General features: G+C 62.2%; 5 protein-coding genes. All 5 read right to left on the bottom strand.

The window, feature by feature from the left end:
- Window positions 1-5 precede the first annotated feature (5 nt).
- The 5 genes from BAU06_RS02730 to BAU06_RS02710 all read right to left on the bottom strand — a co-directional run bounded on the left by BAU06_RS02730 (window position 6) and on the right by BAU06_RS02710 (window position 15,263).
- On the bottom strand, window positions 6-4,514 hold the full coding sequence (locus BAU06_RS02730) for an Eco57I restriction-modification methylase domain-containing protein (protein WP_066344054.1): 4,509 nt from the start codon (window positions 4,512-4,514) through the stop codon (window positions 6-8).
- A gap of 24 nt (window positions 4,515-4,538) precedes the next feature.
- On the bottom strand, window positions 4,539-7,328 hold the full coding sequence (locus BAU06_RS02725; protein ID WP_066344049.1) for a helicase-related protein: 2,790 nt from the start codon (window positions 7,326-7,328) through the stop codon (window positions 4,539-4,541).
- A 6-nt stretch (window positions 7,329-7,334) separates the two neighbouring features.
- Window positions 7,335-12,608, bottom strand: coding sequence for a DEAD/DEAH box helicase (locus BAU06_RS02720; protein WP_066344045.1), 5,274 nt, complete (start codon window positions 12,606-12,608; stop codon window positions 7,335-7,337).
- 9 nt (window positions 12,609-12,617) lie between these two features.
- Window positions 12,618-13,718, bottom strand: coding sequence for a Fic family protein (locus BAU06_RS02715; RefSeq protein ID WP_066344043.1), 1,101 nt, complete (start codon window positions 13,716-13,718; stop codon window positions 12,618-12,620).
- Between the two features lie 333 nt (window positions 13,719-14,051).
- A complete protein-coding gene (locus BAU06_RS02710) occupies window positions 14,052-15,263 on the bottom strand; it encodes a tyrosine-type recombinase/integrase (protein WP_066344040.1) in 1,212 nt (403 codons plus the stop codon).
- Between the last annotated feature and the right edge of the window lie 97 nt (window positions 15,264-15,360).

Below are 15,360 nucleotides of genomic sequence, written 5' to 3'. Positions count from 1 at the left end.
AGCACTTATCCCCGTTTGCGCAGTTCGTCGGTCTGCGCATCCGATGCCGAATCTGCCATCACTTCTGCCAGAGCGGCCTCATGGTGGCGACGAGCCTCGATCAAGTAACGAGCCAGCGATTCGGTGCGATGATCGCCAATGATGTCGGCCAGCGCTTCCGGGTCGCGGATGGACAGCGGTGCCGTTGCGGCGACGCCCAACAGATCACGAAGCCAACCACAAATGTGCGTCCAACGCTCCGTGTTCACCGCCCCCAGCCAATCATGCAGTCTCTCGGCATGTGGCGTGTCTTCCGGCAATCGTGCCCCAAGAATGCGCCGCAGGCGATTGTCGTCACAGGGCCCGGCTTGCAGGAGTACGTCGCAGACCAACCCTGCCAGCCAATCCTCTGCTTCGGTAGCGGGTGTGCCGCCTTCTGCATAAATTGGAAGGGGGGCCGTACGACGTGCGGGTTTTGGTGAGGGAGTCGCGAGCGGTTGTTGGGTTTCCAATGCATCCCACGCTGCCAGCACTAGCCGCTGCGTTCGGTATTCGCCGAACTCCTTCAGTTCCTTGTTCTTGAGCACGCGGAAGGTTTCGCTGGGGTAGTCCTCGCCCATGACGTCGGCGGGGTCGAGGATGTAGCGGAGTTCGTCGCGGGTGAGGCCGTAGAGTTTGGCGTAGTAGGCATCGAGTTCGGCGCGCAGGGTGGCGCGGCGGTCGGGGTCGAAGGGGAAGGGTTCGCCGCCGTAGCCCAAGTCTTGTGCCCAGCCGGAGAGGTCGTGGGCGGTGTAGGTCAGCTCCAATACACGTGGGACGATGAAGGCGAGGTCGGCTTCAGTGTATCGGTCTATAGGCAATACTGGAAATTGCTTGAGATAGAAATAGTTCAGCGTTGTACCGCCAATCTTTTGTCGCGCAGCGAAGTCCAGTGCAAGACTAGATAGATTGGCGAGGAATGCCGCAGCTTGCGGCGCTTCTACTTGGTCGCCAAACAGAAACAGCGGGATTTTGTTCCCGATGCCTGCCAGCGGCACCACCGACGCAATCACCGTTCGTTCATCGGTTGCACGGCAAATATCCCGCCAGCCCATCAACCAATCCCGCTCCCATTGCCAGATCACACGGCCATCGCGGTCGCGTTTGCATAGGCGTTCTTCCACTTCGGTGCGGCTGATCCAATAGCGCGGGGTGACGGTGAAATCCGGGTCGGCCTTTTCGGGCAGCGTGACATCGCGGCTGTTGCCGTCCGCCGGGTAGGTGGCCCAGCGATGGTCGAATTGGTGGATAAGCTTGGCTTCGTACAGCGGCAAGTGTTCGGCGGCTGGCTCGTCCTTGAACAGGTGGCTGTCGTTAGACATGTGAAACATCGTCATGAACGAGATACCCCACGGGTTTTGCACGGGCTCCACCACTTTGGCTTGCTTGCCCTCGCCTGCGGTAACGGCATCGCGCATCAGCACCGGGGCGGCGCGGTAGAGCTTCTTGGTCAGCTCCGCGTCGCGCTCGCTGCGGAATACCGGGCAGGTGAGCGTGTTGGGGTTGATGAGACGGAATTCGTCGGGCGTGAGGGTGAAGCGGCGGCGTGGATCTGCCAGTTGGCTGACCTGGGTGGCGAAGTAGACGAATTCGGCCCGCTCGGCTGCGCCCAGGGTGAGCAGGCAGAACTTCATGCGGCTATCTACATCACGGAACAGTTTGTCTCGCTCTCGGTTTTCAAGATCAAACAGGCTAAGCAACCGCTGGTTCTGCGTGATGTGGCCGAAATACGCCTTGGTGCTGTCGTCGGTGGCAATGCCGGTGGGCACGATGAAGCCGGCGCGGCCACTGTCGGAATGGATTTGCAGGATGGTTTCGGCAAACAGCGCGTAGGTGTTCACGTCGCCCACGCCGGTCAGTGGATAGCGGCCGCCGTCGGTGCCTTTCACATGGACGAACACGCTGGCCGCTTCCGCCGTGCGGCGGGCGGTGACGAATTCGCGGTAGAGGCGTTTTTCGGCCTCGTCCTCATGCACCTCATGGGCCAGGTCGGGGTACAGGTGACGTGCCAGCATGCCTTCGCTGAGCCACTGGATGCGCTGGGCGCGTTCGGCCTTGTTGCGGGCCTCCGCCACGTCGCGATGGCGGGTGGCGAAGAACTCTTCCTCTTGCAGCTTGATGCGCTCCCAAGGCGGATTGCCCAGCACGCAGTCGAAGCCGCCTTGCGCGAACACCTGCGGAAAGGCCAGCGGCCAGTGGAACGCGCGGGCTTGTTCGCAAGCCGCGCCTGCGGCGGCGATGGGGGCGGCGTGCTCGGTCTGGGCGCGTTCCGGCGCGGTCAGTAGCGCATGCAGGGTGATGCTGGTGGGTACGGCTTCGGCCGTGTCTTCCGTCTTGGGCAGCAGGTAGGCGCCCACCAGCGCATCGGCGGCGTGGGCCAGTGGGCGGTGGGCGGAGTCCTCCAGAAAGTGGCGCCAGGCTTGTTCCTTGGCGGCCACCTGTTCGGGCGTGTCGGCGGGCAGGGTTTCGATGGCGCGCAGGGCTTCCAGGCCGCTGCGGTTGTCCACGCCCAGCAGCATCTGCTTGCCTTGCAGGTCTTTGGCGATCTGCTTGAGGCCGGCGGCATTGGCTTTGGCCAATTCCTTGCAGACGTCCTTGTCGTCGCCGCTCAAAGGCTTGAAGGCATCCTTGGCGATGCCTTGTTCCAGCACGGTCAGGTCGGTCAGGCCCAGCAGGGCGTCGCCCACTTGCAGGTGATGGTCGAGAAAGCCCAGCGGGCGGCCTTCCTCGTAGCCCTCCAGCCACAAGGCCATGCGCGCCAGTTCGATGGCCATGGGGTTGCGGTCCACGCCGTAGATGCAGTGGCCCACCACTTCGCGCAGGGCGTGGCGGTAGTCCTGCGGCTGGATGGCGCCTTCCTGCCCGCCTTCGAGGCTGCGCAACTGGGCCAGTTTTTCCGCCAGGCGGCGGGCAGCGGCCAGCAGGAAATGGCCGCTACCGCAGGCCGGGTCGATGACGCGGATGGCCAGCAGTGCCTCGGTGGGGTTGGCCGGACGGACCGCCAGGCGCTGTTCGATGACGGGATCGAGCGCGCTCTTGATCAGCTCCTGCACTAGGCTGTCGGGGGTGTAGTAGCTGCCCGTGAGCTTGCGGGCATTGCCGGCGGTACTGCCTTCCTCGGTGCGACCGACGAAGCCGAAGGTGCGTGCGGGCAGGTCGATGGCGGGCACCAGTTCCAGCAGGCTTTCATAGACGCTGCCGAGTTCTTCTGGCCCCATGTTGCGGTAGTCCACCGGGGTGAGGCTGCTGCCCTTGCCTTGCGCGACCACCGCCCAACGCAGGTGTTGCAGGGCGGCGAGCAGGTGGACGTTGTCCAGGCTGGCAATATCGAGATCGGGGCATTGCTCGGGGGCGAACAGGCCGCCCAGCGCGGGCAGCGCTAGGCGCGGCTCGCCTTGCGCCAGGCCGCGAAACACGATGCGGATGGCTTGCCACTGGTCGTCATGACGGGTGCGGGCACGACGCTTGAGGCAGAGTTCGCGCAGGCTGGCCAGGGCGTAGCCTTCGGCATAGGCGCGGCGGGCGGCCAGCGCATCCGGGCTGTCGTCCTGCGGGTGCAGCACGCCGCGCTCCTCGACCGTAAAGACGAAGATGAGGCGGTAGATCAGGCGCAGCAGTTGCTGAAAGTAAGCGTCCTTGCTGAGCGTGCCGTCGTGCAAGGCGGTGCGCAGGGCTTGGTTGGCGGAGTGTTGCAGGAAGCCTTGGCCGAAGGTCAGCAGGGCCTGCTCGACGCCGTTGCGCAGGCCGTCGCGCACGCGGGTGCCTTCCTGCTGGCCTTCGTTGCGCCATTGTTCCCAGATGCACACCGTAGCGCCCTGGCCGAGGCGGGATGCCCGGCTGGCGTGCAGTAGACGCCAGACGTTGGCGAATTCGGCATAACGCTGGCCACCAAGCAGGTCGGCCAGATCCACTTCGAGAAAGCTGGGACGGGTGAGCGAGGCGGCGTCGCGCAGCAGGCGCAATTGTTTGCCATTGCTGACGATGCCCCATTGCAGCGGTTCGCTGGCGTTGAGCAATTCCTGCATGGCCTGGAACGGGGCTTTCTTGCGGTTGCCGCCGCCCTGCACGGCAAAGCGCGCGTCGGCCTCGTCCAGCCCTAAGGTGTGCGGGGCTACCAGTACGGGCAGGTTGCCAGCCATCAGGCTGACCGGGTAACGCAGTTCACCCACTTTCTGTGCTGCCGTGGCTTGCAAGGTCGCGTAGCCAAACCCATCGCGCAGCAGTTCGTGGATGAAGGCCGTGGTAAGCTGCGCAGCATCGATGTCGGCGCGCCCAATCTGTGCGGCGAAGTGCTGCCATTGAGCGCAGGCGATCTGGAAGGCGCGGCTGTATTCATCCTTGAGCTTGACGCCCTTGGGGGTACCATAGTCGACTTCGCTCTGGGCGCTGGCGCGGCCCTGAGCGGCTTTTTCCAGTTGATCGGGCAGGAATACCCCCCCTTCGAGCTTGAGGGTGGGCAGGTTTAGCGTGGCCTGGGCCTTGCGGATGCGTTTCATGGTTGTTCTTCTCCAGGCCGAGGCTTATAGCGAGTCAGGCAGCAGCACGTACACGCCCATCACATCGACCGGCAGGCAGGGGCTGACGCTGTACTGGCCGACGTCACGGGTGGCTTCGCGCACGCGCTGGTGGTCGGCCAGCAGGGCATCAGCCCGCTCTTGGGCTACCGCTTGCAGTTGCTGCGGGTGCGAGGCGAGGAAGTCGAGCGCGGTGCGGATTTCGCGCTGTGCCGCCTCCGGCGGCAGGTTGCCGCTGGGCGTGCATTCGAGCAGGCGACTCACGCCATCGTCGGCCAGCCATTGAGGGGCGTTGCGGCCCTGTACAGCCAGGGCAACGGTTTCCTCGGCCATCATCTGGAAGGGTTCACGGCGGCGCACGTAGCTGAGCTGATGACGCAGGCGCAGCAGGTAAAGGGTGGTGACGACCGCCACGTCATTGGTAAGGGTAGCAGCGCAGCGGGCGGCGAGCGGACGTTCGCCGCCCAGTGCGTCTTCCAGCAGGTGCTGGGCCAGCAGACCAACCAGCGGGTGACTGCGGTGCAGTTCGCTGAAGTCGATGAGCTGGGGTTTGTCTATGCCCTCGTCGGCCAAGCGTTGGCGCAGGGCTTCGGGCAGGTGCTGCGGCAGGAAACGTGCGGTCTGTTTGCGGCCGACTTCCAACGGCGCCCCCAAGCGCACACAAGCACTTTGCAGGAAGCGCTGCACATCAGCCTGGGTGCCCAGAGCCTGCTGCTGTTTGTGCCATTCGGGCAGCACCTCGTCTGGCTTGATACGACGCTGAGCGAACACGGTGCGATTCGCCTTGGCTTTTTCCAGCGCGTCGCGCCATTGGGCTTGCAGAGGAGCGAGCAATTGCTCCGGCTCACCGAAGTCGAATGCAACCTGCGGCGATGCGGTGCGACTGTCGCTGCGTTTCATCAATGCCGCCTTGACCAGGGCCTGATTGATGCGGGCTTCGTCCTCGGGCATTGGAACCAGCACGCCGAGTTCCTTCTGGATGGCCTCGCCCTTCTTGAGGATGACGTTGAGCACGAAGCCATCCACCGGGTTGTCTTGCCCGTAGAGCATGGTGCAGCGCACTTCATCAGCCTGCTGACCGAAACGATCGACGCGGCCTTCGCGCTGTTCGTGGCGAGTGGGGTTCCAGGCCAGGTCGTAGTGGACGACGGCGGTGAACAGGTGTTGCAGGTTGATGCCTTCTGAGAGGCAGTCGGTAGCAACCAGGATGCGTTGCTCGGCATCCTCCAACTCATCCACGCGCTCGCGGCGTTCTTCGGGGGTGAGTTCGCCGGTGACGCCATCGACAGTGGCCTTGGGGAAAGCGGCCTTGAGGTGTTCGGTCACGTAATGGGCGGTGGCGATGTAGCGACAGAACACCACCGGGTGGTAGCCATCCTTCACCAGAAGGTCAGTATGCCGGATGAGCGCAGCCAGCTTTGGATCACCCGCCTTGCCGGAAAGACGTTGCGCGTCGGCGATCAGGGCTTGCAGGCGCGGCGCAGCGTCCTGCACCTGGGCAGGCGGCTCCAGATCACTGCCGGAGAGGTCATCAGCCTCGCCATCGTGCAGGCGCTCATCGCCGAGAAGCACCTCATCCGGCACAGTGCCTTCCAGCCGTGTGGTCAATGCCTTGACGGCGGCTGCGGGCGACGATGCCACGCAGCGCAACAGTGCCAGGGTGGCGTACCAGATCAGGCGCGCGCCGCCTTGCTGTTCTTGCTGCTCAACGGTTTCAGCCAGTTCGCGGCAGTAATCCTGCACGGCGTCGAAGAACGCGCCCCATTCGCCGCTGAGCTGGTAGGTGAGCTCGGTTTTCATGCGACGGGGAAAACCTCGTCCGTCATGGGTCTCGGCCTGCCATTCAACGATGTCCTTGCGACGGCGCTGGACGAAGTGGCGGGCCAGTTCCTGACGCAGCGGGTCAGAGGCCGTCATTCGGCCTTGCAAGGCCGCAAAGCGCGGATCGAGCAGCGACAGCAAATTGTAGAAGGCGGTTTCGTCACCGGAGTGAGGAGTGGCGGTCAGCAGGATCAGGTGTCGCTGCGCGTCACGAGCAAGGCGTTGCAGCAACTCGAAGCGCAATTGCTTGCCCGCGCCGCTGCTGGCGCAGGTGTGGGCCTCGTCAACGATGATGCATTCGGGGGCTGTGGCGAGAAACTGTTCGCGGTGGCGTTCGCTCTTGATGTAGTCCAGGCTGACGACCACCACGGGATGATGGTCGAACAGGCGCACACCATGCGGAAGATCACGTTCGATGCGGGAGGCCGAAGCCGAAGTCAACGCCACGGCCTGAAGGTTGAAGCGGGTTTCCAACTCACTTTGCCACTGCTCGACAAGGTGTGGCGGGCAGAGAATGGCTAGGCGGGCGATTTCGCCACGGTCCATCAGCTCGCGTGCGATCAGGCCGGCTTCGATGGTCTTGCCGATGCCAACGTCATCAGCGATCAGTAGGCGCACAGTGGACAGGCGCAGTGCCATCAGCAACGGCACAAGCTGGTAGCCGCGAGGCTCCACCGCAATATTGCCAAAGGAGCGGAACGGGCCCGCGCCGGCGCGCAGGGTCAGGCGCAAGGCATCGCGTAGCAACAGCGCAGCGGCATGGTTGCCGGCGTGTGCGGGATCGGGCCAGTCGAAGGTGGCAGGTTCGACGGGATGCAGTTCCAACTCGGGGATCAGGGCAATGCTTTCGTCATCGGCACCGCTCAATGGGCGCAGGCGCAGCCAGTCGCGGCGGGAGTCGCTTTGCACCACCCATTCGCGGCCCCGGGCGCGCACCAGGTTGCCTGGCAGAAAGTCGTGTTCGAGGATCGTCATACGCCTTTATTCCTTGGAACCGAACACATCGGCGTGCGCGGCGAATTGTTGTGACCAACGTGAAGCGTCCGAAAAATCGAGCACCTGCCAGCCTTTGTCCTTCAATACGCTGGTGGTCTGCTCATCCACCGCGGATAGAAACACCAGAGCACGAGATGCCTTGTACTGGGCCGCCGCAGTGGCTACGCCATTGTTGACGGACACGTTGACCGCATCAGGTTGCACGGCTCCTGCCTGGCGGAGCGCGGACAGCCAGGCGTCGAGTGGCGCGCCTGCCAAGGTCGTCGCTGCAACGGTGGCCGGGCTGCATTCCACAGGCTGTACCTGGGCATTGGCCAGCGCGACCAGCAGCTTGAGCGCATCCGCATTGCGGCGGTTGATGTGTTCGTGATCCGGCTGGTTGAAGTAGGACAGCAGGCACTGATAGCAGCCGGCTTCGCACTGATGATTGCCAAGTGCGTCGGTCTGTTCCAGCGACGGCAGATCGTCCAGCGTCCAAATGCCGCTCTGCGGTTTGCGATAGTGAATCAGTTGCAGGGCATTGCTGGCGACGAGTGCAAGGTCGTCGCGATTGTTTGCCAGGCGAGTGAGCACACCCGCACCGCCTTCCGCCGCTTCGTAGAACAGCAAGGCGCGGCGCTCGTCGGACTTCGGCAGTGGCTCGACCACCAGTTCGGATTCCTCGATCTGGAAAGTCATTTCGATGCCGCGCTTGAGCGCGGCCTGCAAAGTAGCCATGGCCTCCAGCGACAGGGCATGTACGGGAGCGAAGATCAGCAGATTGCGATGATCTTCCACAAAAGGAACGATGCGCTGGTTGGGCACCTTCTCCAGCAAAGCATCGTCGCCGCCCTGGTCGTCTTCCGCATCCGGTGCGTCCTGCTTGCTCCAGGTGCCCGTGATGGGGTTGATGTAGAAGCCCAGTTGCTCCTTGTCTTTGCGCCTGCGCCAGCCGCGATTGACGCGCCAGATTTGCGCAGCGGGCGCGTAGGTGAGCTCGCCTAGCACGTCCTCGCCTTGTTGGATCGTGGCCTTCTGCTGCTGGATACGGCCATCGGGGCCGGGTAGAAAGCGGTAGGTGGTTTGCAGCTCGAAGCCCTGACGCTGGCGCTCCTCGTCGTTGATGGAGATGCGCTCGGTGGCCACGGTCTCCACGGTTTCGATGCGATAGAGCTCGCGCACCCAATCGCGCTCGGTGAGCAAGGCGTCGCAGTTCTCGCAGCGATTGACCAGCGGCTGTTCGCCGCCCGGCTCGCCGAGATGACCGTAGCCGCATTGGCTGCACACCAACGAGGCAATGGTGGCCAACTGGCTGTTGCCGGAAATGTGGTCTGTATTGCCTACGTTGAGTTTGGCACGCACCACGCGGTACATGCGGCCCTGGTGATAAATGAGGCTGCGGGGGCCGAATTCGGACAGGGCCAGGAAGCGCGGCCGGCTGACCATGCTGCCTTCGTCATCCCTGCCATTGACGGCCTGGCCGCCACGGGCGGGAATCCAAGCCATCAGCGGCAGGCGCGGGAAGTTGTAGCCTGGCAAAAAGCCTTGGCTGGCCAAGTAGCGATAGGTATAGAAGTCATTGTTCTGGCCGTTGCCGGACTTGAGCAATACGGCGTACTGGCGCGCGGCGTCGCCGTAGCGGCGCTGGGCATTTTGGCGCTCAGTGTGCGAGGCGGTATGGCTCTTGACGATGCGATCAGCCATATCCATCTGTTGGCGGGTGGCATCGAACAGCACGCGCCAGCGCTCCAGCGCCCCAGAGAACGCTTGCGCCGCGTTGTCGATGACCTGGCGCACATAGTCAGGAGTGAACCAGGCGCTGCCTTCAAGCTCGCCAGCGAGCTGGTTGATGACCCGGTCGGCACTGGCCAAGGCCCGGTTCTGGACAGCCTGCGCCCGCAGTGCTTCGTGCAAGGGCTGTTTCAGTGGTTTACCGGGCTGGTCGAGATCTAGCATGGGCGCAATGCTGTCGTCCAGCGGCACCTGGGTACTGGCAAGCCAGACCGCTTGCAGGTGGCTGTCGATGAGATCACGGTTGCTCAGATCGAGGGTTGGCGCGCGCACGACGCCATGCACCATTTGCTCAGCATTGTGGAAGAACCACTGGTCATGCGGACTGAGCGCCGCGCAATAGGTGATGACCAGCGCCTGCTGACCCGAGCGACCGGCACGGCCGCTGCGCTGGGCGTAGTTGGCGGGGGTCGGCGGCACATTACGCAGGTACACGGTGTTGAGCGCGGAGATATCCACGCCCAGCTCCATCGTGGGGGAGCAGAACATCACCGGCAGCCGCTCCAACGGCGCTTCGTGGGCGGGGTTCTGCGCCCAATCCTGCCTGTCCTTTTCGGTGTAGCGGAAACGCTGCTCCAGCAGTTGCCGGCGTGGCGCATCCACCTGGGCCGTATGTTCCTGGGCCTCGAAGTCGAACAGCGGATGCGAGGGCTGACGCAGCAGGTCGGCAATGCCGAGATACAGGGTGCGGAAATACTGGTTGATTCGATTGCTATCAGTTTGCGGCTGATCGGCAATCAGGCACCAGTCCAGGGCAGCCGCGTTCAGGCGCCAGCCTGCGAACTGGGCGTCGATAGGTTGGCGCTGCACATAACCATAGTCCTTGGCGGACCCCAGCAGCGCTTCGATCAGCTTAGCCCACTCGACATCTTTCCACTGCGCGACCTCGCTGGCGCATGCGCTGTTGCGCCAGAAGGCGGCCGTCTTTATTTGCCGTAGCAGACGGGAGCGTGGACCACCTGTCACCAAGTCGGTACGCGGCTTGCCTTTGTATTCCGGGCGCTTACCGAGGATGAGATAGCGGCCGGTATCGAGTTTCTCGTCGGGAGCGAAGGCCCAACGTTCATTCAGGTAGGTGTGGGCGCTGGTGCGTGCCTTGTCCTGCTCAACCGGGTCGAGGTAACGACTTTCCAGGCACAGATGGCGGCGCAAGGCGTCGAACAGTAATTCGAACAGAACTGTCCGTTGCACTGCCGTCAATTTGGTCAAGGTGCTGTTTGCAGCAAAGATACTGGCGTCAGCGCAAAAGGCATCTAGGTCTCGATACCGAATCTGCAACAGGCCGAGTTGATCCAGATTCGGATTATTGAAACGCCAGCCACGCCGCAGATCACGCAGTAGCCGGTAGGCGATGATGAAGCGCAATGTGCGTTGCGCTTCTTGTCGGGCCAGTCCCATGAGCTTGGGGGTGCGCAGATACTCCACCAAGGTCGCTTCATCGACCCCTTGAAAGCCGAGGGCCTTGAATACGCTTTCGGCCAAGTGTTCTTCATCGAGTTGACCACCGCTTCCCTGTAGTGCACCAATCAAGCCGGCACGCAGCGTCAGCAGGAAAATGAAGTCGTTGAAATGTCCCGCCTGCAGAGCGGCATCCTGGCGGTTGTCGGTAAACCCAAGCAACTTGCGTGGGTCAGGCTGCCCTGGCGCAGGTTCGGAAAGTGCGAACAATTGCTGCAAGGCCGCCAGGGCAATCATGGTAGTGGCCGAAGAGCGGCCTTCGCCGGACAGGCTGGAGAGGCGGTTGGCATCCTTGCCGTGGGCTTCGTGTGTCGTGCCGCAGTTCAGGCAGAAGCGGAACTTTCCCGGAATGAACCAGAACTCCGTCCCCGAGCCCGTTTGCCCTTTGGCATCGACCGTGACCATATAGGGAACGGCATTCTTGTAGGCTGGCTTGATTTTGGGTTCGTTACGGCTGAGGTCGATCCAGGTTTCCGGCAGGTCTTCGAGCAGGCCGCCGTATTGCTGCCCGGGCACCAGAGGACACAGGAAGCCATAGCTGGCGTCGTCTTCTGCCGCGATATCGTCGATTTCACGTGAGCTGAAGCTGACCGGTTGCCGTGCGTGCCAGACAGGTAGGTACTCCTGGCCGCAATCGCGGCAGAAGTGCGTCGGGTAAAGCAGCACATTCTCTTGCTGCCGCCCCGGCGCGAAACGCTGAGCATCGAGCGTGACATGGCGCTTACCTCGCGCCTCCAGCGTGGTGAGTACTTTGCCGGGACCGCTGATGAACTGGTGCAGCTTGAACGCGAAAGGCGGCCTGCCCTGGGGCGTGCGCACATCATGGGCAGCCACTAGGAATCGCTGCAGGGCGGTGCGAGCGGCTTCAGGCTGGCAACCCGCGTCTTCGGCGAGACGGCGGCTGGCCTCTTCCAACATCATGGGTCTCGCCCGCCTAGGAGGCTCGTCGGCAGGTAGTTCGATACCCAGATTCAATTCCACCCAGATGGACAACGGATCATTGCGAAAGGCGTCGAAGTCAGCCCAGATATCCTGCTTTCGCGTAATGGCCGCCGGTAGTTCTGTGCGGATGGCGTTGACGTCCTTAAGCGGGTTGGTGACGCGCTCCAAGGTCTCGCCGATGACGTCATGCTCGCTGATCTGGGTGCCAAAAAGTTTGCTAGCCACATCGGCCACCACGCGGTTGCGATCGGCTTGGCTACCTGTGCTGGACATGGTGGCCGACGTGCCGATGCAGACCAGTTGCTCGGCTTTCAAGCGCTCTCGCAGGCGCCGCACTAGCAAGGCAACGTCCGCCCCTTGACGGCCACGATAGGTATGCAACTCATCCAGCACCAGGAACTCAAGTCCCTCGCAGTGTTTCACCACACGCCGATCCACTTCGTCGAAGCGCGTGAGAATGTACTCCAGCATCATGAAGTTAGTGAGCAGGATATCGGGCGGGTCATCCGCAATGGCGCTGCGTTCCGCCTTGCTTTCCTGGCCGGTGTAGCGCTTGACGGTGAAGGGACGAAGCTCTGGCGCATAGCCATGCAGAAACTTGTCGAGTTCTTCCAGCTGGCTGTTGGCCAGGGCATTCATCGGATAGATGACAATGGCCCTGGTACGTGTTTTGCCATCAGACTGCTTGGCCTTGAGAATGCGGTCGATGATCGGGATGAAAAAGGACAGGGACTTCCCCGACCCCGTTCCGGTCGTGACCACATAGCTTTGGCGTTCCTGGCCTTTGGCCAAGGCTTCCATCTGGTGCTTGTAAAGATGCAGGGGTTCTGGCGAACCTGCAGACTTCCCGACCTGGAAGATCTCTGCGCAGGCAGCGTGCAAGACTCCCTGCGCCGCCAGGTTCTGCACCGTGCCCTGGCGTTGGTAATTCGGGTTAATCTGCACCAGCGGCTCAGGCCAGTAGCGACCTTGCGCATATTGATGTTCGACCTCGGCTTGGATATCAGGCGCAGCGATGCGAACGAAACTGCGGGAAAAGCTGCCATATCGTTCGATGAGCTGGTCGCGGAATTGGAAAACGTTATCCATGGAGAGTCCTCACTGATCCATCTTGTGGCCAATCGCCAGAACCGCTGTACTACCGGAGGTGCCTGCTGTGATGCGCTTCCATTTCGCACCTCGCCCCTTGCCAGTCGATTCGATCAACCCCTCTGATTTCATCGCTCGCAGCACTAGTCGAACCATGTCCCGGCTCACGCCCGGGCAGCCTTCTTCGATTTCGGAAATCGAAAACGGCAGAGTGCGTCCCAGGACTTCCGCACGCACCCGGTCTCCTTTACTGCCACGGCCACGCTCAATGGTGCCGACACGCTCCTCGAACTCGCGATAGGCCCGTAGCAAAGCGCCCCAGAAGTAGTCGAGCCAGGGCTTAACGTCGTGCTGCCCCTGGTGCCATCCCTGCGAACTGGCTTCCAGCGTCTCGTAATAGCCTTCCTTGGTGTCCTCGAAGATGCGTTCCAAGCTGATGTAGCGGCCCACGGCATAGTCGGAGTGATAGAGCAGCAGCAAGGTCAACAAGCGGGACATGCGACCATTACCGTCTGGGAACGGGTGAATGCACAGGAAGTCGAGCATCGCCAGCGGTGCCAGCACCAGCGGGTCGGCCAGATGCAGATCCAGCGCGGTGGCGTAGCGCCCGGTCAGATCGCCCATGGCCATGGGCGTGAGGTGCGCAGCGACTGGCTGGAAGCGCAGACGCGAAGTGCCATCCGGGTGACGTTCGATGATGTCGTTATTGGTAGCCTTCCAGCGCCCGCCCGCCTGCGGCATATAGCGGTACAGCTGGGTGTGGAGTTGCAGCACTACGCCCTCGCTGAAGGACATGTGCGCGGCCGATTCGTGGATCAGCGCCAGGGCGTCACGGTAGCCAGCGATCTCCTGTTCGGAGCGGCTCTTTGGTGTTGCGTTGCGGATGACCAGAGACTTCAGCCGCGAAGGCGCTACGACAACACCTTCCAGCCGGTTAGACGACTCAGTGGACTCCACCACCGCGATCTGGCGCAGGCCCTTGAGGGCTTCGGGCGACTGTGCGGCGTAGAGTTGCTGCTTACCCTGGTACTCGCCCAGTGTGCGCAACGTGGCGGCCTGAGTGCCATCGAAGCGAAGCGCGGCAAGGTACTCGGGTGTGAGCGAGTGCATGGAAATGTAAGCCCAGGCTGTCTAAATGGGGTAATCATAGTCTTTAAATGGGGTATTGTCTCTATAAATACCTCATTAAAGGCGTTTGATTACCCCATTTCCTGAACGTAGGCGCGGTCGCAAGGGGCCGGCATGGCCGGCCAGGAAGGAAATGCCTAAAAAGGGCAATAATTTCACAATTACCCTATTTGCTCCATTGTTTACCCCATTCCCAGGCCCAACTCAGGGCAAAGGCAAACGGCAAGGGAACGGCACTCAAGGGACAACGGCCCTATCCTGAAAAGGAAAAGGCCGCCCTGTCCATTGGTTCTGCAACACCCAGCTAACTCCTCTCTATGCCGTGCCGCTGCCCTCCGCCGCCCCCAGATAGTCAGCCCAGTCCTGCAACAGCGTCCTTCTCTGATCCAGCAGCAGCGCCTTGTTGTACGTCGCCCGTACCTTGTTGCTTTCCACGTGGGCAAGCTGCCGCTCAATCGCATCAGGCCGGTACCCGCTCTCATTGGCCCAGGTCGAAAAGGTCGTCCGCCAGCAATGCGGCGTCGTGCCCCGGCCCAGGTTCATGTCGCGCATCGCATAGGTCAGCCGGTTGGGCGTAGTAAAGCCCTTGCCGCTCCGGTGTGGAAACAGATAGCGGCCACCGCCCGTGATGCACTGCAAATCCTTCAGTACAGCAATGGCCTGAACGGACAACGGACTGACATGGTCACGCCGCGCCTTCATCTTCGCCGCAGGCCGACGCCACAGTGCATCCTCAAAGTCGAACTCGTCCCACTCGGCATCCGCCGCTTCCCCTGGACGGCAGGCGGTCAGCGCAATCAGCCGCAGGCACAGCGAGGTTTCCGGATAGCCCCGGTAGCCGCGCAACTCCTGATAGAACTTCTGAATTTGCTCTCGCGTCATCGCCGCTTTGCTCTCGCTGAATGGCACGCGCAGCAGCCCACGCAGGCTGGGAATTGGATTGGCCTCTACCAGGCCACGCACCACCGCAAACTCGAAGATGGCTGAAAGATCGCCTTTGACATGGATTGCCGCCCACGCGCCATGGGCCTTGCATTCCTCCAGCAGCGGGCGAATCTGCTTCACGCCAATGTCGCTCATCGGCATCCCATCGAACTTGGGCGACAGGTACTTCCTGACGCGGGATTCTTTCGTGCGGTAGGAGCTGAGCGCAAAGACTGGCTTGATCTCGGCCAGGTACGCCTGCGCCACCTTGGCGAACGAGCTTTCCTTTGCGCGCTTGCGTTCCTCCAGCGCTTCGAGGTTGCGCTGCTTGACCTGCTGCCGCTCATGGGCAGGATGGATGCCTTGCTTGACCAATGCGCGCGCAATCTCGCGGGCCGCGCGCGCCTCCGCAAGGCTTACTTGAGGAAAGCCGCCGATAGCAAAGAGGTTCTCCTTGCCTTGCAGGCGGTACTTCCACCGCCAGAGCTTGCCGCCGGTGGGCTTGACCAGCAGGAACAAGCCCCCGCCGTCTGAAAGTTTCCAGTCTCGATCAGTCGATTTGGCCGACCTGACCTTGAGGTCGGTGAGTAGATTCTCGGGCATCGTTGGACTCCACTGCGGGGAGATGTACCCCCACGGTTGAAGACGAGTACCCCCAACGCTACCCCCGAATTTTTCAGACCTCGATGAACAATAGGAA

Source organism: Bordetella bronchialis (assembly GCF_001676705.1).
Classification (GTDB): Bacteria; Pseudomonadota; Gammaproteobacteria; order Burkholderiales; family Burkholderiaceae_B; genus Bordetella_C; species Bordetella_C bronchialis.
This window is presented reverse-complemented; position numbering and strand designations above follow the sequence as displayed.

What these genes read in the sequence shown, in the direction of transcription:
- BAU06_RS02730 (WP_066344054.1), bottom strand. Translation starts at nt 4,514, where the DNA reads ATGAAACGCATCCGCAAGGCCCAGGCCACGCTAAACCTGCCCACCCTC.
- BAU06_RS02710 (WP_066344040.1), bottom strand. Translation starts at nt 15,263, where the DNA reads ATGCCCGAGAATCTACTCACCGACCTCAAGGTCAGGTCGGCCAAATCG.
- BAU06_RS02725 (WP_066344049.1), bottom strand. Translation starts at nt 7,328, where the DNA reads ATGACGATCCTCGAACACGACTTTCTGCCAGGCAACCTGGTGCGCGCC.
- BAU06_RS02715 (WP_066344043.1), bottom strand. Translation starts at nt 13,718, where the DNA reads ATGCACTCGCTCACACCCGAGTACCTTGCCGCGCTTCGCTTCGATGGC.
- BAU06_RS02720 (WP_066344045.1), bottom strand. Translation starts at nt 12,608, where the DNA reads ATGGATAACGTTTTCCAATTCCGCGACCAGCTCATCGAACGATATGGC.